This window comes from Meridianimarinicoccus roseus, from assembly GCF_003172915.1.
Classification (GTDB): Bacteria; Pseudomonadota; Alphaproteobacteria; order Rhodobacterales; family Rhodobacteraceae; genus Meridianimarinicoccus; species Meridianimarinicoccus roseus.
Window position 1 is genome coordinate 168,940 of the sequence record NZ_QGKU01000026.1, and the last position, 21,685, is coordinate 190,624.

Below are 21,685 nucleotides of genomic sequence, written 5' to 3' on the forward strand. Positions count from 1 at the left end.
TAACAGGGGTTTACCGTGGTGCGGCTTGAGCGTGGCAGAGCCGCATCCAGCGGGTCACGCCATCGCGGCGCGGAAGCGTTCGAACAGGTAGAAGCTGTCTTGCGGCCCGGGGCTTGCCTCCGGGTGGTGCTGCACCGAGAAGACCGGCCGCCCGTCCATCCGGATGCCGCAGTTCGACCCGTCGAAAAGCGACACGTGTGTGGCCGACACGCCGTCAGGCAGGGACTGGCCGTCCACCGTGAAGCCGTGGTTCATCGACGTTATCTCGACTTTGCCTGTCTCCAGGTCCTTGACCGGGTGGTTCGCCCCGTGGTGCCCGTGGTTCATCTTCACCGTTCGCGCGCCAAGTGCCAGCGCAAGCATCTGGTGGCCGAGACAAATCCCGAACACCGGCAGATTGCGCGCCAGAACGCCCCGGATCATCGGCACCGCATAGGCGCCCGTGGCCGCCGGATCGCCCGGACCGTTGGACAGGAACACGCCCTGCGGTTCATGGGCCAGCACGTCCTCGGCCGTGGCGGTGGCAGGCAGGACAGTCACGTCGCATCCCGCGCTGGCAAGGCAGCGCAGGATGTTCCGCTTGGCCCCGTAATCCACCGCAACGACGCGCGGCGCGCCGTCGCCGCTGCGGGTGCCGTGCCCGTCCGGCCAGGCCCAACGGGTCTCGTTCCAGCGATAGGACTGGGCACATGTCACGTCGCGCGCAAGATCCCGACCGACCAGCCCTTCGAAACCGCGCGCGGCAGCAACCAGTGCAGCAAGGTCGAACTGCCCGTCGGGCGCGTGTTGAAGGGCCACATGCGGTGCCCCCTGCTGACGGATCGCGCGGGTCAGGCGGCGGGTGTCCAGCCCTCCCATGCCGATCCGCCCCCGCTTGGCCAGCCAGTCTCCCAGCCTGTCCTGCATGCGCCAGTTCGAAGGTTCGGTCGGATCCCATTTCACAATCATCCCGGCGGCCACCGGGTCCACGCTTTCGTCGTCATCGGCATTCACCCCTACATTGCCGATATGCGGGAAGGTGAAGGTCACGATCTGCCCGGCATAGGACGGGTCCGTCATGATCTCCTGGTAACCGGTCATCGCGGTGTTGAAGCACAACTCGGCCGTGGTGATGCCGGTGGCCCCGAAGCCGCGGCCGTAGAACAGCGTGCCGTCGGCAAGAGCAAGGCAGGCGGTCGGGGCGGCTTGGGCGATCATGGCGGGCATCCTGGGCTGCGTGGGGACAAATCGCCCGATCCCTAAGGCTGCGCCGCGCCGGGGTCAAGCGCGTGCGATGGGCCGCTTGCACGGACACTTGCCAGCCGGGTCCCTGTTCCTTAAGGAGCGAAATCACATCTTGGAGGAATGCCCGCGATGCTGCTTCGTGACAAGATCTCCCATGCCCTGAAAGCCGCGGTGAAGGACGGGGATTCCACGCGCCTGTGCACGTTGCGCCTGATCTCGGCCGCGATTAACGATCTGGAAATAGCCAAGCGTGGCTGCGAGGAGGGCGTCCCGTCACCTATAACCGACGACGAGGTGCGCGGCATTCTTGGCAAGATGGTCCGGCAGCGCCAGGAAAGCACCCGCGCCTACGAGGAAGCCGGGCGGCTTGAACTGGCGGAGCAGGAACGCGCCGAGGCCGAGATCATCGAGGATTTCTTGCCGCGCCAGTTGTCGGACGACGAGAAAGCCGCCGCGATCAAGGCAGCCATCGCGGATTCGGGCGCGGGGTCGCTGCGCGATATCGGAAAGGTGATGGGGCTGCTGAAGGAACGTCACGCTGGCCGGATGGATTTTTCCACCGTCAGCCCCGAGGTGCGCGATCATCTGGCGCGCTGACCGGGGCTGCGGGTAGAACGCGGCGCTGGTCATGTCCCGCTGTCGGGCACGACGACGCATTCTCCAATGGCATGGGGCTGACAGGCCACCACTCCGCCGAGGACGAGCGGCGCAGAGCGGGAGTCCGGATCACCGTCGGCCTGTCGCGGGGGCGGTGATGAAACGGGGTTCCGCGGCCAAGAGTCTGGCCGCACCAATCGTAACCGTGCCGCGCCCTCATGCAACCTGCGCTTTTGTGGGAACAACACCGGGGCGAAGCGGTGGGCATAGGTTCGAACGGCCGACGGCCTGCATGCGGACTCTCGCCAAGGCTGAACGGGGCCGACCGACACCACCGTGCATGTGCCAGGCTTGGTGCGGTGTGCGCCTGACAGTAGGGGCGGGTTCCTTGGCGCGCTCCCTACCTGGCGCCGAGATCTCGCACACGCGCCACGCATGGGCAGGATGGTCGCCGCACAGCCCGATAGAGCAGCGGCAAAGGGGGCAGTATAGCCAAATTCTGCCGCGATTCTGGCTGAACCGGTGCCTTGGTCAAAGGCCAGCGCGGGCCCCTGGGCCGCCATGAAAAGCGCCTGTTCCGCTCGTACGTAGAAGAAAAGACGGCTGCGGTTTGCGCGCATCAATGATGGGCGCGCAATATCGATCCGGATGCCTGATTCGTGGTTGGTTTGCGTTGACTGCCGCAGTTCCGCGACGGGCAGGTAAAACGTTCATACCACAAAGCGAAAACTTATGGCTTCGCCACTCTATTCGGGGCACATGGGGTCGGACAGCACTTGTCGGCCCTGCGTCCCCGCGACATCTGCTTCCGTCAGTCGCCGGTTCCGCCTGCCACCGGGGCGCCGGTGGCCACCACCCTTGCCAGCATGTCCCGTAGCACGCCATGCAGGGCGGTGCGCTCGTCCTCGGACAGGAAGGCGCCCAGTTCGACCTCGCGGCCCGCGCCCTTCAGCGTCAGGTAGCTGGCTACCGGGCCGCCCTTTTCATGTAGGTGCACGCTGATCCAGTAGGGATTCGCCTCCCAGCGAAGCGGCGCACGCCCGCGGGCGGTTCGGGTCAGGACCGCGTGGTCGGACCAAAGTTCAAGCTCTTCCAGGATCTCGCCATCGCGGTAGTTCTTCTGGATCATGGCGTACATCAACCACAGCGCGCCCAGCACGAAGGGCGCAAGCCCCCACAGGATCGGCGTGCCCAGTACGGCCAGAAGGGGCAGCAACAGCAGCGTGAAGGTCGCGAGGATGAATCCCGCAAAGCCCCGCTTCGGCAGGGATCGGTGCGGCCACAGGTGCAGCATCGCCAGCGGCGGTTCGCCCCGCGCATGCAAAGAGGCCCCGGTGATCGCCGGGGCCTGCTTGGTATCATTGACCCATTCGAGAGGCATCCTCAGGTCAGGCCGGGCCCGCGCTCAGTGCGCGTGGCCTTTGTCCCATTCGCTCTGTTTCGGGAGCGTCTCGAACGTGTGTTCCGGCGGCGGCGTGGGCAGCGTCCATTCCAGAGTGTCCGCGTATTCGTTCCAGTAGTTGTTCTCGGTGATCTTCTTGCCGCGCGTCAGCGTGTAGGCAACGATGCCGATGAACAGCAGGAACGAGGCGAAAGACAGGAACGCGCCCCACGAGCTGACATAGTTCCAAAGCGCATAGGCCTCCGGGTAGTCGATGTAGCGGCGCGGCATGCCCTGACGGCCCAGGAAGTGTTGGGGGAAGAAGGTCAGGTTCGCGCCGACGAACATCATCCAGAAATGCACCTTGCCCCAGAACTCGGGGTATTGCCGCCCGGACATCTTGCCGATGTAGAAATATATCCCGGCAAAGATGGCGAACACGGCGCCGAGGCTCATCACGTAGTGGAAATGCGCGACGACGTAATAGGTGTCATGATACGCACGGTCGATGGCCGCCTGGCTGAGCACGATACCGGTCACGCCGCCCACGGTGAATAGGAACAGGAAGCCGAAGGCCCAGAGCATCGGCACCTTGAACTCGATCGACCCGCTCCACATCGTCGCGATCCAGCTGAACACCTTCACGCCGGTCGGCACCGCGATGACCATGGTCGCCAGCATGAAGTAGCTCTGCTGGGTCAGGCTCATGCCCACGGTGTACATGTGGTGCGCCCAGACGACGAAGCCCAGAACACCGATCGCGATCATCGCCCAGACCATCGGCAGGTAGCCGAAGATCGGCTTGCGCGAGAAGGTGGCGATGACGTGGCTGATGATCCCGAACCCGGGCAGAATGATGATGTAGACCTCGGGATGGCCGAAGAACCAAAGGATGTGCTGGTAGAGGATAGGATCGCCGCCCCCCGACGGATCAAAGAACGTCGTACCGAAGTTGCGGTCTGTCAGCAGCATGGTGATCGCGCCCGCAAGAACGGGCAGGGCCAGCAGGATCAGCCAGGCCGTCACGAAGATCGACCACGAGAACAGCGGCACCTTGAACAATGTCATGCCGGGCGCGCGCATGTTCAGGAAAGTGGTGATCATGTTGATCGCGCCCAGGATCGACGACGCGCCCGACACGTGCACCGCGAAGATGGCAAGGTCCATGGACATGCCCGCCTCGCTGGTGGACAGCGGCGGATACAGAACCCAGCCGACGCCGGAGCCGGCCTGGTTGTTGCCGCCCGGTGCCAGCATGGAGGCCACGCCAAGGCCGACACCGGCCACGAACAGCCAGTAGCTGAGGTTGTTCAGACGCGGAAAGGCCATGTCCGGCGCGCCGATCTGCAACGGCATGAAGTAGTTGCCGAAGCCGCCGAAGAGCGCGGGAATCACGACGAAGAACATCATCAGCACACCGTGATAGGTGATCATGACGTTCCAGAGGTGGCCGTTGGGGGTGCAGGGGTCGGCCATGAAGCCTTCCTGGCACATGTACTGCACGCCGGGGTGCATCAACTCGAGGCGCATGTAGACCGTGAACGCCACCGAGATGAAGCCCACGACACCCGCCGTAAACAGATACAGGATACCGATGTCCTTGTGGTTGGTGGACATGAACCAGCGGGTGAACCAGCCGCGCTGGTCCCCGTCTTCTTGGCTGTGAATGGCTGCGTCGGCCATGCGTGCCTCCCATCGTTACTTCCGGACGGACTGCGTCCGGCATCATTCGCCGTTCTAAGGGCAACCCGGCAGGGTGGCAATCTCTGCGGTCCATTTGATCTGGGTCATTTTGCAGCGTTTCCCGGCATCTGCGCATGTGTCGCAGGTGCAGCAGGCGCATTGGCAGCATCGCGGACCAAGTTTTATGGGGTTTCTTGAATGTGTTTGCGCACAGCCTGGGGGCCGACTGGGGCCTGTTCGCCCGGGTCGTGCGGCGTGGTGTCGCGGCGCCGGGGTGAGGGCGGAATGCCGTGTGGCGGATAACGACAGCGCCAGGTGCTACGCTGCGGTGGGGCCGCTACATCTTGCTGCGCGTCAGCCGAGCAGGTGAAGCCACGCCCAGGCTGTCAGCACGGTTGCTGCCGTGCCTGCCAGTACGGACGACGCCGCCACCCGCCGCGCGCTGCCGTACATATCTGCGAACACGTAGGCGTTCACGCCGGGCGCCATCGCCCCGGTCAGAACTGCGGCGCGAAATGCTTCAGGCTGCAGGGCGTAGTAGCTTCCCATCGCCCAGGTGATCGCCGGATGCACCACAAGCGAGACAAGGACCACGAAGCCGATCGTGCGCATGTCGCCCTCGGGCCGGTAGCGCACCAGCACGCCCCCCAACCCGAACAGTGCCGCGGGAAGGGCCGCGCGCACCATCAGGGCCACCGCCTCGGTCAGCACGACCGGAAGCACGAAGCCCGACAGGTTGACCGCGATGCCGAGCGCGATGCCGATGATCAGCGCGTTGGAGAACATCGCCTTCAGGATCGCGCGGACGGTGCCAAGGCCCGATCCGCCCTTGTTGCGCACGATCTCCATCGCGGTGATACCGATCATGTAGCAGACCGGCGAGTGAATCGAGATTATGGCGAAGTTCGATGCCAGCGACTCGGTGCCGTAGGCGCGTTCCGAGATCGGCACACCCAGAAGCAATGAATTGGAGAACAGGCAGCAGAACCCGATGGCGACGGCGTCGGTCCAGGGCCGCCCGAACAGGTAACGTGCCCCGAATAGCCCCAGAACGAAGCCGCTGATGGCCCCGGTGTAAAAGCTGACCAGCAGCCGCCAGTCGAACACCAGCCCCAGATCAAGCGTCGACATCGCCTGGAACAGAAGGCAGGGTATGGCAAACTTCTGCGTGAAGCGCATAAGCCCGTCCACACCGGCATCGCTGAAAAGGCCGCGGCTCACCGCGACGTAGCCGAACCCGATCACCAGGAATACTGGCAGGACGACTTCGATAAGCCCCGCCACCAATCAGATCCTGAAGGTCAATGTCAGCCCGTCATGGGCCGGCACGACATGGTCGGGCGTTTCGGCCATGACCGTCGCATAGTCGAGATCGACATGCATGTTGGTCAGCACCGCGCGGCGCGGCGCGGCGCGGCCGATCCAGTCCAGCGTTCGGTCCAGATGCGCGTGGCTGGGGTGCGGCGTGCGGCGCAGCGCGTCCACGATCCAGCAGTCGAGGCCCTGAAGTTCCGCCCAGGCCGCATCATATATTTCTGATACATCAGGTAGATAGGCGACGTTGTTCACCTTGAACCCCAGCGCGTCGATGCGCCCGTGCGCGACCCGCAGGGGACGCAGCGTCAGAGCGCCGCCCGCGCCACCGATGGTGATGTCGGCATCGTCCAAGATCGGATGCAGGTTCAAGATCGGCGGGTAGTCCGATCCTTCGGGTGCGCTGAACGCATAGCCGAAGCGCGTGCGCAGGTCGGCCTCGGTCGCGGCATCGGCCCACACGTCCAGCCGGGTTCGGGTGTTGAAGAAGATCATGCGCAAGTCGTCCAAACCGTGGACGTGATCGGCGTGCGAATGGGTGTAGACCACCGCGTCCAGCACCCCGACCCCGGCATCGAGAAGCTGTGCGCGCAGGTCGGGCGAGCTGTCGATCAGCACCCGTGTGACACCCTCCGGCGTTTCGCGTTCCAGCAGCACAGAACAGCGCCGCCTCCGGTTGCGTGGCTCGTTCGGGTCGCAATCGCCCCACAACCCGCCCAGCCTTGGCACACCGCCGGACGAACCGCACCCTAGGATGGTCAGCCGCATCTCGGCCATCAGGCGGCGGCCCGGGTGAACAGCCGGTCAAAATTGGCGCTCGTCGCAGTGGCGAAGTCGGCTTCGGAGAGGTTGAACAGCCCCGCGCCGACGGCGGCGGTGTGCACGACATGACCCGGCTCGTTGCGGCGTCCGCGATGCGGTGGCGGGGCAAGATAGGGGCTGTCTGTCTCGACGAGGATGCGGTCGAGCGGCGCCGCGGCGAATATTTCGCGGAGGGCGGTGCTGCGCGGGAAGGCGGCGATGCCGGACATCGACAGGTAGAACCCAAGCTCCAGTGCCGCGCGCGCCAACGGCGCACCGCTGGAAAAGCAGTGCATCACGCAGGTATAGGGCCCGCCGTTTCGGTATTCGTCGGACAGAATGCGCGCCATGTCGTCATCGGCGTCGCGCGCGTGGATGATCAGCGGCAACCCGGTCTGGCGTGCCGCGTCGATATGCACACGCAGGCTGGCCTGCTGGGCCCGTGCGCTGTCGGCGGTGTAGTGATAATCGAGTCCGGTCTCGCCGATGCCCACGAACTTTGGATGCGCCGCCAGCGCGATCAGGGTGTCCGCCGTGACCGCAGGTTCGTCGGCCACGCTCATCGGGTGGATGCCCGCAGCATAAAAAACGCCGTCATGCGCCTCGGCGATGGCGCGCACGCTCGGCTCGTTGCCCAGCTTCGTGCAGATCGTGACCATCCGGGTGACACCGGCCGCGCGGGCACGGTCGATCATGGCGGTGCGGTCGCCGTCGAAATCGGGAAAATCCAGATGGCAATGGCTGTCCACCAGCGCCGGGGGCGGGGTCTCGGTTCGGGTCATGCTGGGCTATCTGTCGGCGGCGCAATCCTGCGCCAGTGCATCAAGTTTGACGCACATATCAAGGATGAGCGCGGCAGGGTCAAGGTTGACGGCGAGCCCGCGCCGCACGCGCCCGGTCAGCGCCTGCTGCGCCTCGGCCCAACGTCGCCCGGCCTGCGGGCCGGGGGTCAGCGCGGCAGGCACCGGTGGTGCGACGGCATGGCCCAGCACGCCCTGCCGGGCCAGCCCCGCAAGCCGCTGGTCCAGCATATCGAGGAAAAGTGCGCGCCGGTCCTCGGCCTTCGGGGCCGCCAGATCGGCGGCCAGCCGGGTTGCCGCCATCCGGTCCAGCCCCGGAAGGCTGTCCAGCATCCGGTCCAGCGTTCCGGCCAGTTCCAACCCGTCCTGGACGTGCAGTCGCACCGCCGCGCCGACGCTGCCCGACGACAGCCGCGCCAGCGCCAGCGCCTCCTCCGGGTCGAGATCAGGCAGTGCGCCGGTCAGCGCCGCACCGACATCGTCCGGCGGCAGAGGCGCGCAGGACAGCGTGCGGCAGCGCGAGCGTATTGTCGGAAGCAGCCGCGACGGCACGTGGCTGACCATCAGGAACACCGTGTCCGCGGGGGGTTCCTCCAGCAGCTTTAGCAGGGCATTCGCGGCCGGGCCCTGCATGTCGTCGGCGCAATCCACGATCACGACCCGGCGCCCGCCATCAGCCTGACTCAGGGCGAAGAAGCGCTTCAGGCCACGCACTTCGTCCACCGTGATCACGGTCTTGAGCTTGCCGCGCCTGTCATCGAGCGGGCGGCGCAGCAGGTATAGCGCAGGGTCCGACAGTGCACTGATGCGCCGATTGCGCGGGCTGTCCGGGTCCGTGTCCAGAGTTTCGGGTGCGGCAACCGGCGTATCGCCGAACAGTCCGCCGCCGGGCGCGGCAGGGGCGGTGCTCAGCAGCGCCCGGGCGATGCGCCAGGCAAGAGTGGCCTTGCCGATGCCGGGCGGGCCGGTGATCAGCCAGGCGTGGTGCAGGCGGCCCGACCCGAGAGCGGACAGGAAGGCCCGCTGCGCCGCGTCATGGCCGACCAGCGTGGCGGTGTGGCGCGGGTGCGGGGCCCCCTCGGCGCGGTCGGCTTCGGGCAGATCGTTGTCGCCGCTCATGCCGGGGCATGTTCGGCCATCGTGGCCGCGATGCGTTCGGCGACGGTGTCAGGGGCGCCGCGGCCGTCGACCAGCCGCACCCGATCCGGAGCGGTGCGCGCCAGCGCCACGAAACCGTCCCGAAGCCGCGCCTGGAAATCGCCGCCGAAGGCTTCGAACCTGTCTTCGCCGCCGCGCCGGGCCGCCGCGCGGGCCAGCGCCTCGGCGGGGGGCATGTCGATCACGAATGTCAGGTCGGGTTCAACCCCGATCATCAGACGGTGCAGATCGTCCACCAGTGCCGTCAGATCGCCGCGTGTGGTGCCCTGGTAGACCCGTGTGCTGTCGGCGAACCGGTCGGTGATCACCGTGGCGCCGCGAGCCAGAGCCGGGGCGATTGTGCGTTCCCAATGGTCCCGCCGCGCGGCGGTGAACAGCAGGATCTCGGTCTCGGGCGACCATCGGTCGGTCGGCCCTTCGACCAGTAGGCGGCGGATTTCCTCGGCGCCGGGGGCACCGCCGGGTTCGCGGGTCAGCACGACCTCGGCGCCGGAGGCGCGCAGGCGGTCTGCTAGGCGGCGCGCCTGGGTGGACTTGCCGCAGCCGTCGATCCCCTCGAAGCTGATGAAGTGGCCTCGTGCCGTGCCGGATACTGCGGTCAAAACAGCGCGCCCGCCTGCTGGGTCAACCGGTTCACGAGCGTCAGACCCGCGCTGCGCAGGCGGGGCACGAACCCGCCATAGGTCACGTCCCGGTCGGCCACCAGCGGCAACCGCGCCTCGGGTAGCCCTTCGCGCGTCACCACAAGTTCTGCCACCCGGTCGCCTGCGGCGATCGGCGCCTGCAACGGCGCGTCGTAAACGAGTTCGGTGCGCATCTCCTCGCGCGAGACGGCTTCGACAAGGACGGTCAGGTCCTCGGGTGCGACCAGTCCGACGCGGGTGGCGTCGCCCATCCAGACCGGCGCGTCGGCAATCCGCGTGCCTTCCGCCGCGATCTTCGTCTCAAGGAACTGCCGGAACGCCCAGGAGACGATCCGCTCCGCCTCTTCGGCGCGGGCCTTGGCGGTCGGCAGCCCCGAGATCACGAAGACCACGCGCCGGTCGCCCTGCTTCGCCGAGCCGACCAGCCCGTAGCCGGCCTCCTGGGTGTGGCCGGTCTTCAGCCCGTCCGCGCCGATGCCGAGACCCAAAAGAGGGTTCCGGTTGAACCGGTTCTGCGGCGCGCGACCGTCGAATTCCCATTCCGGCATGGCGAAGTATTCGTAATATTCGGGGAAATCCTCGATCAGGTGCTGCGCCAGGATCGCAAGATCGCGCATGCTCATGCGGTGGTTCGGGGCGGGCCAGCCCGACGCGTTGGTCAGCGTCGTGTTCTCCATCCCCAACTCGCGGGCACGTTCGGTCATCAGTTCGGCGAAATGCGCCTCGTTCCCGGCCAGACCCTCTGCCACAACCACGGTCGCGTCATTGCCCGACTGCACGATGATGCCCTTGATCAGTTCCTCGGCGGTTGGCCGGTCCCGTTCGTTCAGGAACATGGTCGACCCGCCCATCTCGCGGGCCTTGGTGGACACGCCGAACCGGGTGTCGAGCGTGATGTTCGGATTGTCGCGAAGCGCCTCGAACAACATGAACAGCGTCATCAGCTTGGACATCGACGCCGGTGGCATCGGGGCATAGCCGTTCTTGTTCATCAGCACGGTGTGGGTGTTCAGATCCAGCACATAAGCGGTTTCGGCGCGGGTTTCGAACGCGGTCTGGGCCGGGGCCGGCAGGGCCGCGGCAAGACCCAGCAGGCCTGCGATCAAAAGCGGTTTCAACATGACACTCCCGTGGCTTCCGGCGGTTCGGCTCGAGCCTAGCACCCGCGCCCGGCAGGGCCAACCGAATTGCCCGCCGCCACGGCTTGACGCAGCGCACGTCACGCTAGAGTGATGACAGCGCGCCGGGTGCGCGACGACAGGGCAGGGGCATGTATGGGCTGGGTGGACGAGATCGCGGAACTGGGCGGGCTGCAGGCCGCCGATCGGGACAGGCTGAACCGCGAGGCGCGGCGCATCAGCGTGCCTGCCGGGACCACGGTGTTCGGCCCCGGCGCGCAGGCCGAAAACCTGATCGTCGTGCTGCGCGGCGCGGTGCGTGTGCAGCACGTGTCGGACAGCGGGCGGCAGATCGTGCTCTATCGTGTCCATGCCGGGCAGACCTGCATCATGACCACCGCCTGCCTTGTCGCCCACGAGGCGTATTCCGCCGAGGGCGTGACCGAAACCGCTGTGGAAGCGGTGATGGTCCCGCGCCGCGCCTTCGATGCGCTGCTGGGCAGTTCGGCGGCTTTTCGCAGTTTCGTGTTCGACGCCTATTCGCGGCGCATTACCGATCTGTTCCTGCTGATCGACGATGTCGCGTTCCAGCGCATGGACATCCGGCTCGCGCAACGGCTTCTTGTGCTGGCGGGCGGCGCGGGCAGCGTCGCGATCACCCACCAGCAGCTTGCAGCCGAACTGGGCACGGCGCGCGAGGTCGTCTCGCGCCTCTTGCAGGAATTCCGCCGTCGCGGGCTGGTCAGTTCCGCGCGGGGCGAGATCGTGCTGGAAGACGCGCCCGGTCTGCGCCGCCTCTCAGAAGCGGGCTGAACCTTTTTCGCGCGTTTGGTGACATGGTCACAGACCCGGGCAGGCACGCGGCGCTATACCTTGTGCATCAAACAAGGAGAGCGACAATGACCCCCAATGTTGGACAAACAGATCGTATCGTGCGCGGCGTGGCCGGTGTGGCCCTGGTGCTGCTCGCCGTCTTCGGCGGAATGCCCCTGTTCGAGGCGGGCCTTGCCAAGTGGATCGCCGTACTGATCGGGCTGGTGCTGCTGGCGACCTCGTCGGTGCGGTTCTGCCCGGCCTACGCGGTGCTGGGCGTGAAGACCTGCAAGGACTGCTGACCGGCGCGGCCCTGCCTTGCGCAGGGGCCGAATGCCGCAGCGGGGGCGGTTGGACTTCAACGGTCCCTCATTATATTCAACAAACGTAATGTCACTGTTCGGGCGGGGCGCAAGCGGCGGTCCCGCCCTCGATGGAGGAAAAGATGTCGAATTATCCCGTGGACATATCGGTCAAGCCCGAAGTCAAGGCGTTCTTCGACGCGGCGACAAACACCATCACCTACGTGGTCAAGGATCCAAACTCCAACGCCTGTGCGGTCGTGGACAGCGTGATGGACATCGACTACGCGGCTGGCCGGATCACCTATGACAACGCGGACGAGGTCATCGCCTATATCCGCGAAAATGGCCTGAAGGTCGAGTGGCTGCTGGAAACCCATGTTCATGCCGACCACCTGTCCGCCGCACCCTACATCCAGCGCGAACTTGGCGGCAAGATCGGCATCGGCGAGAAGATCACCGTGGTGCAAGACACGTTCGGCAAGGTGTTCAACGAAGGCACTGAATTTCAGCGCGACGGATCGCAGTTCGACCGCCTGTTCAAGGACGGCGACACCTTCACGATCGGCGGCCTGACCGGCTTCGCGATGCACACGCCGGGCCACACACCGGCTTGCATGGTGCATGTGATCGGCGATGCGGCCTTCGTGGGCGACACGCTTTTCATGCCTGATGGCGGGTCGGCACGGGCTGACTTTCCGGGCGGTGACGCTGGCGAGCTCTACGACAGCATCCAGAAGGTGCTGTCGCTGCCCGACGAAACGCGTCTTTTCATGTGTCACGACTACGGCCCGAACGGGCGTGACATCCAGTGGGAGACCACTGTCGCTGACGAAAAGGCCCACAACATCCACGTGGGCGGTGGCAAGACGAAGGAGGATTTCGTCAAGTTCCGGACCGAGCGCGATGCGCAACTCGACATGCCGAAGCTGATCATCCCGTCGCTACAGGTGAACATGCGCGCGGGCACGATCCCGGCCGACAAGGACGGTCGCCCGATGCTGAAGGTGCCGGTGAACGGCCTGTAACACGGCGCGCGCCCCCGCAAGCCGGGGGTGCCGCCGACCCCACACGCGGCGCGCCAGACGCCGGACCCCGAGAGGAGACCCCCATGACATCCCCCAAGCCCATTTCGCCCGACCTGTCGGTCAGCCCGCAGATCGCGGTGGACGACGTTGCCCGGCTTGCCGCGGACGGCTTCCGCGCGATCATCTGCAACCGTCCCGACGGGGAAGGCGCAGACCAGCCCACCTTCGACGAGATCGAGGCGGCGGCCCGGGCCGCGGGGATCGAGGCGCGCTATCTGCCGATAACCCAGGGCAAGGTCGGCGACGACGACGCAGCGGCATTCGATGCGCTGCGCCGCGAACTGCCCGGTCCGGTGCTGGCCTATTGTCGATCCGGCATGCGCAGTGCGACGCTCTGGTCGCTGGGCGCGGCGAAGGACAGGCCGACCGCCGAAATCCTCGCCGCCACACGCGCGGCAGGCTATGACATGAGTGGCGTCGTGCGCCGCATCGTCAATGGTGGGCGCACCCCCACCGACACCGCCGATTCCAGCCATGACATCGTGATCGTCGGCGGCGGAGCGGCGGGCGTGTCGGTCGCGGCCAGCCTGAAGGCCCGCAAACCGGGGGCGAACATCGCCATCATCGACCCGGCCGACGTACACTACTACCAACCCGGCTGGACGATGGTCGGCGGCGGCATCTTCGACGCAAAGAGCACGGCCAAGACCATGGGATCGTTGATCCCCACCGGAGTGCACTGGATCAAGGCCGCCGTCGCCGCGTTCGAGCCGGACGCGAACGCCGTCATCCTCGACGGTTGCCGCGTGGTGAAATACAAGCGGTTGATCGTCTGCCCCGGCCTGAAGCTGGACTGGCACGGGGTCGATGGGCTGGTGGAGACGCTGGGCAAGAACGGCGTCACCTCCAACTATCGTTACGATCTCGCGCCCTATACCTGGGAACTGGTGCAGGGGCTGAAATCCGGCCGTGCGCTGTTCACCCAGCCGCCGATGCCGATCAAATGTGCGGGCGCGCCGCAGAAGGCGATGTATCTGTCGGGCGATCACTGGCACCGCACCGGCCGTCTGAAGGACATCGAGATCGCGTTCCACAATGCGGGCGGGGTGCTGTTCGGGGTGAAGGATTACGTGCCCGCGCTGATGGAGTACGTGAACCGCTACAGGGCGGATCTGGAGTTCTTCAACACGCTGATCGCCGTGGACGGTCCGGCGCGCAAGGCAACGTTCCGCGTGGCGAAGCCCGACACCGACCCCACCGAGGTCACCGTCGATTTCGACATGATCCATGTGTGTCCGCCGCAGACCGCGCCCGACTTCATCCGGGTCTCACCACTGGCAGATGCGGCGGGCTGGGTCGATGTGGACCAGGCCACGCTGCGCCACAAGACCTATGACAACATCTGGTCGCTGGGCGACGTGATGAACGCCCCTAACGCCAAGACCGCGGCAGCCGCGCGCAAGCAGGCTCCCGTCGTCGCCGAGAACGTGGTCGCCGATATCCGCGGCAAGGCGCCGGTGGCCCAGTATGACGGCTACGGCTCGTGCCCGTTGACGGTGGAACGCGGCAAGATCGTGCTGGCCGAGTTCGGCTATGGCGGTGCGCTCAAGCCGTCCTTCCCGAAATGGCTGATCGATGGCACCCGCCCGACACGTGCCGCCTGGCTGCTGAAGGAACAGATCCTGCCGCCGATCTACTGGCGGGCGATGCTGCGCGGCAAGGAATGGATGGCGCGACCCGAGGCACTGAGCGCGGCCGAAGGCTGATCGAAAGGTCAAGACCGGCAGGGGCCGCCCTCGCGGCGTCTGCCATTTTTTATTGTGACGGAAGGTTCCGGACGTGTCCCTCATCCCCTCCCTGCGCCGCCATGTGCCGATCCTCGACTGGGGCCGGACCTACGACCGCACCGCGCTGACCAACGACATGGTGGCGGCTGTGATCGTGACGATCATGCTGATCCCGCAATCGCTGGCCTACGCTTTGCTGGCGGGAATGCCGCCCGAGGCCGGCCTCTATGCCTCGATCCTGCCGATCATCCTTTACGCGGTGTTCGGCACCTCGCGGGCGCTGGCGGTCGGGCCGGTGGCGGTGGTGTCGCTGATGACCGCCGCCGCGCTGGGGCAGGTGGCCGAGGCGGGCAGCGTCGGCTATGCCGCCGCCGCGTTGACACTCGCCGGGCTTTCGGGCGCGATGTTGCTGGCGCTTGGTGTGTTCCGGCTGGGGTTCCTTGCGAATTTCCTGAGCCATCCGGTGATCGCCGGTTTCATCACCGCCTCGGGTGTGATCATCGCTGCCAGCCAGATCAAGCACCTGCTGGGCATCACCGCTTCAGGTCACAGCTTGCCCGAATTGTTGGGCGATCTGTGGCGGCAACTGCCCGAAACCAATCCCTACACGGTGGTACTGGGGGCGGCGGCCACGGCGTTCCTGTTCTGGGTCCGCAATGGGCTCAAGCCGCTGCTCGGCCGGGCGGGCCTGCCGCCGCGCATGGCCGACATCGCCGCGAAGGCGGGGCCGGTTGCCGCGGTACTGGTGACCACGGCGGCGGTGTGGCTGTTCGGGCTGGATGCGCGCGGCGTGGCCATCGTCGGCGCGGTGCCTCAATCGCTGCCGCCTTTCACGCTGCCGCCTGTCGGACTCGACCTGGTGCGCGCCCTGTTCCTGCCCGCGCTGCTGATCTCCATCATCGGGTTCGTGGAATCGATCTCGGTTGCGCAGACCTTGGCTGCCAAGAAACGCCAGCGGATCAACCCGGACCAGGAACTGATAGGGCTTGGCGCGGCGAACCTCGGCGCGGCCTTTTCGGGCGGGTTCCCGGTGACGGGGGGGTTTTCGCGGTCGGTCGTGAACTACGACGCCGGGGCACAGACGCCCGCAGCGGGCGCTTATACAGCGGTCGGCCTCGGCATCGCGGCGCTGGCGCTGACGCCGCTGATCCATTTCCTGCCCAAGGCCACTCTGGCCGCGACCATCATCGTCGCCGTGCTGAGCCTCGTGGATTTTTCCATCCTGCGCCGGACTTGGGACTATTCGCGGGCCGATTTCGCCGCCGTCAGCGCGACGATCCTGCTGACCCTGATCGTCGGAGTGGAGGCGGGCGTGTCGGCGGGCGTGATCCTGTCGATCGCGCTGCATCTCTACAAGACATCGCGCCCCCATATCGCAGAGGTCGGCCAGGTTCCCGGAACGGAGCATTTCCGAAACATCAATCGCCACGATGTCGTTACCGACCCCGCGGTGCTGACCGTGCGGATCGACGAAAGCCTGTACTTCGCCAATGCGCGGTTCCTTGAGGACTACATCCTCGACCGGGTGATCGGCGACGAGGGGCTGCGCCACGTCGTGCTGATGTGCTCGGCCGTGAACGAGATCGATCTGAGCGCGCTGGAAAGCCTGGAGGAAATCAACCGCCGCCTTGCCGACATGGGGCTGAAATTGCACCTGTCGGAGGTCAAGGGCCCGGTGATGGACCGGCTCGAACGCAGCCATTTTCTGCAGGACCTGACCGGCCGGGTCTTCCTGTCGCAATACGCGGCCGCGAAGGAGCTGTCTGGCGGTGCCGCGGCCTGCCGGGACGGGGCCGGGCGCGAAGCGGACCCCGCGGCCTGAGCGGTCAGGCCGCGCGATCCATCGCCAGAAGCTCCTGTAGCCCGCTGTTGCGGTCGGTCAGGTCGGCCAGCGTCACCGCGTCCAGAGTTTCGTAGAATGCTGCAAGCGCCTTGCGCAGCGTGCCGCGCAGCTTGCAGCAGCCTGTCAGCGGACAGGTGTTCTCATTCATGTCGAAACATTCGGCGAAGGGTACGTCGCTTTCCAGCAGGCGTGCCACCGCGCCGATACTGATCTCGGCCGCCGGGCGGGACAAGCGCACGCCGCCGTGGCGCCCGCGCGTTGTGTCGATGAAGCCGCCCTGGCCCAGCAGGTTGATGACGAGTCCGAGATGGTTCAGCGACGCGTTGCAGGCCGCCGCGATGTCCGACTTGCGGACGGTGACACCGGGATTGACGGCGCAGAACATCAGCGCGCGCATGGCTAGGTTGGTGCGGGTGGTCAGGCGCATGACAGCGGTTCCTTCGAAATGTGCCCGATCTGCATACACCTTTTCCCGGCGCTGGGACTTGACCTTGATCAAGTGCTGCCGCGACGCGCCTTGGGGCGCTTCGAGGGCGCTTCGAGGGCGCTTCGGGGGACTTTCGGGGGCGCCTATCGCAGGATCGGCGGGCTTTCCGGGTCGCTGCCGGGTGCCCTGCGCGGCGCTGGCGCCTCCGGTCTGGGCAGATCGAACCGCAGCCCGACCCGCGCCAGCCGCGCCGCAACCGGGTCGGTGGCGCGCAGGAATACCGCGTCGAGGCTCCCGGCCTCAAGCCCGCTGAAGGCCAGCGCCTCGTTCACCGCACGGGCCAGCGCGCCCTCGGCGCCCGGTGCCGCGCCGATGAAGGCCAGGAGGTGACCCCGCACGCCGCTGTCATAGGTCACGTCCGCCAAGTAGGCGAGGTCAGCGCGCCCCGCCATCGACGCCAGCTTGGCATCGAGCGCGGTGACCAGCGTTTCCGGTAGTCCGGTCGGCGGGGACAACTCGCGCGCCCGCGCCGTGGTCTGCTGCGGCGCGCGGGCCAACGTGTCGGCCAGCCACGCGATCGCGTCAGGATCCAGCAGCATCGCCGACGGCGCCACATCGGGATTGAGAGCGAGCCCCAGCCCCTGGCCCGTCAGCATCGCGGCCAGCGTGCGGCCCGACAGCGCGGCATAGGGCGCGATGCCGCCCGCGAATTCGGCGAGACGCTCTTCACGGTCGAACGCCAGCACGAAGCGGCCGTCCTCTGTGTCGAAGATGCGCGGATCGATCCCGTCGCCCTGGGGTTCGCGATCCAGAAGCAGGAACAATTCGCCATCGGCCAGCCGTTCAAAGAACCGCAGGCGAAGGGCGTCGTCCTGCGGCGCGGCCTCCATCACGGCATGGGCGGTGTCGAGAAGCGTGGGCTGTGTCATCGCGGCCTCCGGCGTGAGATGGGGGTGGACCTAGCCGCGCGCCGCGTCGCTGGCAAGCGGGACCGGGTGCGCGCCCGGCGCGGGCCGACGGCTGGAACGGCGCGCGCGTCGGCGCTAGGTCAGCGACATGTCTCAGCAGCTTGCCGACCGTATCCGCGCCTGCCGCCTGTGTGCGGACCGCTTCGCCGCCACCGCAACCGGCCATGCGCCGAACCCGGTGGTGTGGTTCGCCGCCGGCGCGCGCATCCTGATCATCAGCCAGGCGCCGGGCCTGCGCGTGCACCAGTCGAACACCCCGTTCTGGGACCGGTCCGGCGCGCGACTGCGCGACTGGATGGGTATCGACGAGGCCGCGTTCTACGACCGGGCGCGCGTGGCGATCCTGCCATCCGCGTTCTGCTTTCCGGGATATGACGCGGCGGGCATCGACCTGCCGCCACCACCTGTCTGTGCGCGCACCTGGCATCCCGCTGCGCTGGCGCAGATCGGTCAGGTGCCTCTCCGCCTGCTGGTCGGCGGCCATGCCCATCGCCGTTACTTGCCGGGCCGCTTGGGCGTCACCGAGACGGTGCGCGGCTGGCGCGACCATGCGCCCGGGACCTTCGCGCTTCCCCACCCGTCATGGCGCAACACCGGCTGGCTGAAGCGCAACCCGTGGTTCGAGACCGAGGTGCTGCCCGCCTTGCGTGCGCGGGTGGCACAGGTCCTGACGGAGTGATAAGCGAACAAGGCAAAGCAGGATAGGTGCAGGGCCATGAAGGACGTTGAGATCGGCAATATCACGGCAGGCAACGACCGCCCGCTGACGGTGATCGCGGGACCGTGCCAGCTTGAAAGCGCAGACCATGCGTTGATGATCGCGCGCGCCATGCAGGCCGCCTGCGCCGAGGCCGGGGCGCAGTTCATCTTCAAGGGCAGCTTCGACAAGGCCAACCGCACGTCGCTGTCGGGCAAGCGCGGGTTGGGGATCGAGGCTGGTCTGGAAGTGCTGGCCACAGTCCGGTCCGAGTTGGGCGTCCCGGTTCTGACCGACATTCACAGCGCAGAGCAATGCGCGCAGGTCGCGGCTTCGGTGGATGTGCTTCAGATTCCGGCCTTCCTTTGCCGCCAGACCGACCTGCTGATCGCGGCGGGCGAAACCGGCGCTGCGATCAACGTGAAGAAGGGTCAGTTCCTTGCGCCTTGGGACATGGCCAATGTGGTCGCCAAGCTGGAAGCGACGGGCAACACCCGCCTCCTGCTGACCGAGCGCGGGGTCAGCTTCGGCTACAACACGCTGGTGGCAGACATGCGCAGCCTGCCGATCATGGCGCGCAGCGGCTACCCGGTGGTGATGGACGCGACCCATTCGGTGCAACAGCCCGGCGGGCAGGGCGGATCGTCAGGCGGGCAGCGCGAATTCGCTCCGGTCATGGCGCGCGCGGCGGTCAGCCTCGGGATTGCGGCGGTGTTTATCGAAACCCACGAGGCGCCGGACACCGCGCCGTCGGACGGGCCTAACATGATCCCGCTGGCGCAAATGCCCGAGCTGATCGCGTCGCTGATGGCCTTTGACCGGCTTGCCAAGGCGGACCCGCTGCGGGTTTAGCGGCCCGGGGCGCGCGGGGGGCGGCCGCGTCGGCGTGGCAGGTGGGCGGCGCGGGGCGACAGTGCGAAAACCTGCCAAAAATTGCGTCCGGCCTCTTGCGCTCGTCCCGCCGCCGCCGTAATACCGCCCGCACTGTTGGGGTGTAGCCAAGCGGTAAGGCAGCGGTTTTTGGTACCGTGTACCGTAGGTTCGAATCCTACCACCCCAGCCAGTTCGTCTTTCATCGTCATGGTGTCACCGCCGGTCTTCGGTCCGGGACGTTCTGCTTGGTCCTCGTGGACGGTGGACTCTCCTATCGGGTGGTGAGGGGCACAAAAAGGCCCCGGGAACTGCCCCTCTGGGAATAGGTATAAGTAATGGAAGAAGAGCGAGTAACGGATCATCCTGGGTGCTAGTACACAGGACTCCTATCTCACCTTACCCCTTGGTGAATTCACATGTGCCAGTGGTCCGTAGTGGGTCACATGTTCGTCCGGACGTTCGACGTACCCGTCTGATCTGAAAGTGTCTCGTCACGACACGTAGTCGGTGTAGGAGAGAGTTTCTGCGTCGGGATCGCTGGTCTTGACGGGTAGGTCGACGCCCACGAGCGCATGAGCCGCGACTCCCATCAACGCCTATGAACTGATGCGTTGGATGCCCCCAACCCATCGGCATTTCGTATGCCATGATGGTTTCATCGGAACCGAACGGAGGGCACATCGATGACGACGAAGATCAACATGCTGGCGATCGACCTGGCGAAGGGCAGCTTTCAGGTGCGTGTCGTGGGGCCGGAGGGACGTGTGTGGCTGCCCCCGGTTTGGCAAGTATGATCTTCGATCTTTCGGCGGGGTCTTCGATCGGACGTGTGTCAGGCCTCTGAATGTGGCCTTCCATGACGCCACGGGTGGGTCATGCTGTTCGGAAGGCTGGGTTCACATCGGTTCAGAGAGCTGCAAGCGCTCGAGCCCCGGGACTGAATCTCCCGCCTTGAACTTCGAAGTCCGTGTCGCCTACTCCTCGTCGTTCGCTCACCCCGGCCTTGCGGCCATGCCGTGCCGTGCCGTCGCCCGTTCCGGGCTCGGGTCACGCCATCCGATAATTCTCCTGTTTCGTTGTCACGGCCCAGATCATGCGAGCCATCTTGTTTGCCAGCGCGACCGCTGCGACCATCCTGGGCTTGCGCGCCACCAGCGCAGCCAGCCAGCGGTTCGAACGGCCGCCCTTGCGAACCACCCAGCGGATCACGCTCGTCGTGTTAAAAGCACGCCTCTGGCGTGACGCGCCGACGATCAGCAGGCGGCGGATGTCGGTCTGGCCCATCTTGCTGACCGAACCCAGCCTGGTCTTGCCGCCGGTGGACCTCTGTCGTGGCACCAGGCCCAGCGTCACGCCAAAGGCGTGCCTCCGGCACGACGCGGCGAAGTTACGTCCGCTGTCGAACGTTTCGAGGTCCGGTGCGAACGCCGAGACCGCGCCAGCGGTGACCGGGCCGATCCCGGGGATGGTGCACAGCCTGCGCAGTTGCACATCTGTCTTCGATGCCGCCTCGAGCTCGTCCGCGAGCCGTTCGATCACCTCGGTGAGCCGCGCGATTTGGTCGAGGTAAATGGCGCCCATCTCGCGGACCGGGCTTGGCAGGTCGGTAGCCTGGTCTTCCAGCGCGTTCTCAAGGATCTTGAGGCTCGCCGGACCCTTTGGTGCCACGAGCCCAAACTTGGCCAGATGACCCCGGAGAGCATTGATGAGCTGCGTGCGCTGCCGGACAAGGCATTGGTGCGTTCGGAATGCGACCGCGCGCCCCTGGGTCTCGGCGCTCTTCACCGCCACGAAGCGCATGGTTGGGCGCAAGGCCGCCTCCGCGACGGCTTCAGCATCCGCGCGATCATTCTTCTGGCGCTTCACGAAAGGCTTCACGTAGGGTTCAAGCGTCAAGCGAACGCTCCGGGGGAGCGTTTGTAGCGTAGAACGGGACGAGCCGCACCTCGTGACCGTGCCGTTGTGCCACCCGGCCCCAATGGTGCGACGTGGCACAGGCCTCCATCGCCACGATGCACGCTGGCTGCTCAGCGAGAAGCGCGGCCAGCCGTGTCCGCGACAAACCTCGGTTGTATAGAACCGTCCCCTCCGGCCCCACGGCACAGACCTGAAAGCTGCCCTTCGCCAGGTCGATCTCCAGCATGTCGATCTTCGTCGTCATCGATGTGCCCTCCGTTCGGTTCCGATGAAACCACCATGGCATACGAAATGCCGCTGGGTGGGGGCA

At 66.3% G+C, this 21,685-nt stretch carries 19 protein-coding genes, 1 tRNA gene and 1 pseudogene; 9 read left to right on the top strand and 12 right to left on the bottom strand.

The features are described from left to right. Positions 1-54: 54 nt before the first annotated feature. A complete protein-coding gene (gene carA, locus DKT77_RS06700; protein WP_420798298.1) occupies positions 55-1,197 on the bottom strand; it encodes a glutamine-hydrolyzing carbamoyl-phosphate synthase small subunit in 1,143 nt (380 codons plus the stop codon). Positions 1,198-1,353: 156 nt separating this feature from the next. Between carA and DKT77_RS06705 the strand changes: the two genes are divergently transcribed. After that, complete coding sequence (locus tag DKT77_RS06705) at positions 1,354-1,821, top strand: GatB/YqeY domain-containing protein (protein ID WP_109810967.1); 468 nt, start codon at positions 1,354-1,356, stop codon at positions 1,819-1,821. An 811-nt stretch (positions 1,822-2,632) separates the two neighbouring features. Here the strand turns inward: DKT77_RS06705 and DKT77_RS06710 are convergent. From DKT77_RS06710 to DKT77_RS06745, 8 genes are all read right to left on the bottom strand, one after another. Continuing rightward, positions 2,633-3,202, bottom strand: a complete 570-nt coding sequence (locus tag DKT77_RS06710; RefSeq protein WP_109810940.1) for a DUF2244 domain-containing protein — start codon at positions 3,200-3,202, stop codon at positions 2,633-2,635. Between the two features lie 24 nt (positions 3,203-3,226). Continuing rightward, a complete protein-coding gene (gene ctaD / locus DKT77_RS06715; RefSeq protein WP_109810941.1) occupies positions 3,227-4,885 on the bottom strand; it encodes a cytochrome c oxidase subunit I in 1,659 nt (552 codons plus the stop codon). A gap of 354 nt (positions 4,886-5,239) precedes the next feature. Continuing rightward, positions 5,240-6,169 (bottom strand): AEC family transporter, encoded by a 930-nt coding sequence (locus tag DKT77_RS06720; RefSeq protein WP_109810968.1) that lies wholly within the window; start codon positions 6,167-6,169, stop codon positions 5,240-5,242. A 3-nt stretch (positions 6,170-6,172) separates the two neighbouring features. After that, complete coding sequence (locus tag DKT77_RS06725; RefSeq protein ID WP_109810942.1) at positions 6,173-6,976, bottom strand: MBL fold metallo-hydrolase; 804 nt, start codon at positions 6,974-6,976, stop codon at positions 6,173-6,175. Then, on the bottom strand, positions 6,976-7,782 hold the full coding sequence (locus tag DKT77_RS06730; RefSeq protein WP_109810943.1) for a TatD family hydrolase: 807 nt from the start codon (positions 7,780-7,782) through the stop codon (positions 6,976-6,978). Before DKT77_RS06730 ends, DKT77_RS06725 begins: the two co-directional genes overlap by 1 nt. 6 nt (positions 7,783-7,788) lie before the next feature. Beyond that, positions 7,789-8,919, bottom strand: a complete 1,131-nt coding sequence (locus tag DKT77_RS06735; protein ID WP_109810944.1) for a DNA polymerase III subunit delta' — start codon at positions 8,917-8,919, stop codon at positions 7,789-7,791. Beyond that, positions 8,916-9,560 (bottom strand): dTMP kinase, encoded by a 645-nt coding sequence (tmk, locus tag DKT77_RS06740; protein WP_109810945.1) that lies wholly within the window; start codon positions 9,558-9,560, stop codon positions 8,916-8,918. Before tmk ends, DKT77_RS06735 begins: the two co-directional genes overlap by 4 nt. Continuing rightward, positions 9,557-10,723 carry a D-alanyl-D-alanine carboxypeptidase family protein gene (locus DKT77_RS06745; protein ID WP_109810946.1) on the bottom strand — a complete coding sequence of 389 codons (1,167 nt, stop codon included), beginning with the start codon at positions 10,721-10,723 and terminating at the stop codon, positions 9,557-9,559. Before DKT77_RS06745 ends, tmk begins: the two co-directional genes overlap by 4 nt. A gap of 153 nt (positions 10,724-10,876) precedes the next feature. On the opposite strand from DKT77_RS06745, the gene DKT77_RS06750 reads away from it, so the two are divergent. The 5 genes from DKT77_RS06750 (at position 10,877) to DKT77_RS06770 (ending at position 16,472) form a co-directional block, all read left to right on the top strand. Beyond that, positions 10,877-11,533 carry a Crp/Fnr family transcriptional regulator gene (locus DKT77_RS06750; RefSeq protein ID WP_109810947.1) on the top strand — a complete coding sequence of 219 codons (657 nt, stop codon included), beginning with the start codon at positions 10,877-10,879 and terminating at the stop codon, positions 11,531-11,533. A gap of 86 nt (positions 11,534-11,619) precedes the next feature. Further along, positions 11,620-11,835, top strand: a complete 216-nt coding sequence (locus tag DKT77_RS06755; RefSeq protein ID WP_109810948.1) for a YgaP family membrane protein — start codon at positions 11,620-11,622, stop codon at positions 11,833-11,835. A gap of 143 nt (positions 11,836-11,978) precedes the next feature. Then, positions 11,979-12,863, top strand: a complete 885-nt coding sequence (locus DKT77_RS06760) for an MBL fold metallo-hydrolase (RefSeq protein WP_109810969.1) — start codon at positions 11,979-11,981, stop codon at positions 12,861-12,863. Positions 12,864-12,946: 83 nt separating this feature from the next. After that, the gene (locus tag DKT77_RS06765; protein ID WP_109810949.1) at positions 12,947-14,629 is read left to right on the top strand and encodes a bifunctional protein tyrosine phosphatase family protein/NAD(P)/FAD-dependent oxidoreductase; all 1,683 of its coding nucleotides are present in this window, start codon (positions 12,947-12,949) and stop codon (positions 14,627-14,629) included. A gap of 82 nt (positions 14,630-14,711) precedes the next feature. Continuing rightward, positions 14,712-16,472, top strand: coding sequence for a SulP family inorganic anion transporter (locus tag DKT77_RS06770; protein ID WP_109810970.1), 1,761 nt, complete (start codon positions 14,712-14,714; stop codon positions 16,470-16,472). Between the two features lie 4 nt (positions 16,473-16,476). On the opposite strand, the gene DKT77_RS06775 is transcribed toward DKT77_RS06770, so the two are convergent. Beyond that, entirely contained in the window at positions 16,477-16,920 is a 444-nt protein-coding gene (locus DKT77_RS06775) for an Rrf2 family transcriptional regulator (RefSeq protein ID WP_109810950.1), read from the bottom strand. Positions 16,921-17,063: 143 nt separating this feature from the next. After that, positions 17,064-17,849: an SseB family protein gene (locus tag DKT77_RS06780; protein ID WP_109810951.1), complete on the bottom strand. Its 786-nt coding sequence runs from the start codon at positions 17,847-17,849 to the stop codon at positions 17,064-17,066. Positions 17,850-17,976: 127 nt separating this feature from the next. On the opposite strand from DKT77_RS06780, the gene DKT77_RS06785 reads away from it, so the two are divergent. The 3 genes from DKT77_RS06785 (at position 17,977) to DKT77_RS06795 (ending at position 19,648) form a co-directional block, all read left to right on the top strand. Continuing rightward, positions 17,977-18,567, top strand: coding sequence for a uracil-DNA glycosylase family protein (locus DKT77_RS06785; protein ID WP_109810952.1), 591 nt, complete (start codon positions 17,977-17,979; stop codon positions 18,565-18,567). Between the two features lie 36 nt (positions 18,568-18,603). After that, positions 18,604-19,437 carry a 3-deoxy-8-phosphooctulonate synthase gene (gene kdsA / locus DKT77_RS06790; protein ID WP_109810953.1) on the top strand — a complete coding sequence of 278 codons (834 nt, stop codon included), beginning with the start codon at positions 18,604-18,606 and terminating at the stop codon, positions 19,435-19,437. A gap of 136 nt (positions 19,438-19,573) precedes the next feature. Next, a tRNA-Gln gene (locus DKT77_RS06795) sits at positions 19,574-19,648 on the top strand. 857 nt (positions 19,649-20,505) lie between these two features. Here DKT77_RS06795 and DKT77_RS06800 read toward each other — a convergent pair. Next, positions 20,506-21,619, bottom strand: a pseudogene (locus DKT77_RS06800) (IS110 family RNA-guided transposase). Between the last annotated feature and the right edge of the window lie 66 nt (positions 21,620-21,685).